Genomic DNA, 2,111 nt, shown 5'->3' on the forward strand with positions numbered 1-2,111 from the left:
AAGTCTGTGGCTCCCGCCTGATACGCCGCGCGCAGTACCCGCTGATCTTCGATGCCGGGATCATTGAGGGCGATATTGTCGCGTATGGTCCCGTAAAAAAGGGTTATGTCCTGGGGCAGGTAGCCTATGCGGCCACGCAGGTTGGCGGCGTCCATCTGCCGCAGGTCGACGCCGCCGAACCGCACTGCCCCGTCCTGAGGCGTGTAAAGCCCCATCATAAGGCGGCCTATGGTGGACTTGCCCGATCCCATGCGCCCGATGATCGCCACTTTTTCGTGGGGGCGGATGGTAAAGCTGACGTCCGACAGGGAATTGTGCTTTGCCCCCGGGTAGCTGAAGCTTACGTGACTGAAGGTAAAGGCGGGCTGAAGCAGGCCAAAGTCCGTCTTGTCGTTCTCGACCGGGTCTTCGATGGGCAGTTCCATGATGGTGTTCAGCGCCGCAAGGGCCATGCGCGACTGGTGCAGTCGCGAGATCATGCCCGCCATCTGCATGAGCGGGGCCATGGCCCGCCCGGCCAGTATGTTGCAGGCAATAAGGCCGCCCATAGTCATCGCGCCGTCCATGATGCGGTATACGCCCCATACGATGACCCCCACCGACACAAGCTGGCTGAGCCCGCTCGAAATGCTGAGCGTCAACGTGGCATAGCGGCGGGAGATGCGCGAAGTTTCCGCCGAGGCATCGCAGATCTGTTCCCACAGATAGAGCAGGCGGCTTTCCGCCCGGCTGGTCTTTACGGTTTCAAGCCCGTGCACGATTTCGATCAACAGTGCGTTTTTCTGCATGTTCAGCAGGTAGCTGGTGGCGGCATGACGGCGCGCGCCCAGTTGCAGCAGAAGGCCCAGGCCTACCATGAGCGGCACGGCAGCCAGCGGCACGCCCACAACGGGGCCGCCGATAAGAAATATGAGGGCGAGAAAGATGATGAGAAAGGGCAGGTCGGCCAGAACCACCAGGCTGCCGGAACTGAAAAAATCCCGTAATGATTCAAAACCGCTAAAATTGTTTACCAGCGCACCTGTGGAGTCGGGTTTTGCGTCCATGCGCAGGTTGAGCACCTTTTCCATAAGCTTGCTGGACAGCACCACGTCTGCGTTGCGTCCGGCCAGGTCCACAAAATAGCCGCGCACGTTGCGCAGGATGAAGTCCACCATATAGGCCAGCAACACGCCTGATGCCAGCACCCACAAGGTTTCTTCGGCCTGGTTGGGGACAACGCGGTCATAAACATTCATGGCAAAGAGCGAACCCGCGATGCCAAGAAAATTGATAATGACAGTGGCAATGATGACATGCTTGTACAGCGGCATGTAGTGGGCGATGACATCCCAGAACCAGCGCTTGGTGACGGGCAGGGCTATGCGGGCGCGGGCGTCCAGTTTTTTTGCAAGACTGCCGAAAACCGCATAGCCGGTGTACTGGTCTTCCAGTTCCCGGCGGCTTACGGTTTTGGGTTGGTCGCCCTCTTCGGGAAAAATCACTTCCGCAGTGTCTGCTTTGGCATTTTGCTGCAGCAGGACGCAGCTCTGCTCGTTTTTGAGCAGCAGAATACAGGGGAGCACAAGGGGAGAGATGCTGTTGAGATTTTTGCGACGCACAATGCGTGCGTCAAGGCCGTAGCGCTTGGCTGAACGCAGGCAGGCCGAGGGCGAATCTGAGCTCGGGCCGCCGCGTATGCCGCTGAGCAACAGAGGAAGCGACACCGGCTTGCCCATGATGCGCAGCAGGGCGCGCAACGAATGGGCAAAGGACGGCGTGTGATCCGCATTTTCGGGTATGCTGTCTGACACGGCTTTCGGGTCCGCGTCAGCCGCAAATTCTTGCTCTTGCCTCATGCCTGCCCTTCGCAGGACATCCATTTCTCTCTACCTGATGATAGGAAATAGTATATAGAAAATGCAAGGAGAAAGTATGATTATTGCCTCATTTTTATCAAATATCATATGAGGCTGTTCTGCTCTTCCGGCGGTGGGCTGTGGGCGGGCTGTTTTTCGCCCCGCAGGGCGAAAAGGCTGTCCGCCAGCTTGCGGTGGGCAGCGGGCATTGCCAGGTTTTCCAGTTCTTCGGGGGTTGCCCACCGGCATTGGGTGGCGGCGGTAAGTTGCGGC

General features: G+C 58.5%; 1 protein-coding gene. It reads right to left on the reverse strand.

From position 1 onward, the window contains the following. Positions 1–1,838: ABC transporter transmembrane domain-containing protein (locus V6C16_RS11790; RefSeq protein ID WP_333543293.1), on the reverse strand; the 1,838-nt coding region annotated here is incomplete at its 3' end. Between the last annotated feature and the right edge of the window lie 273 nt (positions 1,839–2,111).

This window comes from Desulfovibrio sp. 1188_IL3213 (assembly GCF_036763145.1).
In the GTDB taxonomy this organism is placed as follows: domain Bacteria; phylum Desulfobacterota; class Desulfovibrionia; order Desulfovibrionales; family Desulfovibrionaceae; genus Desulfovibrio.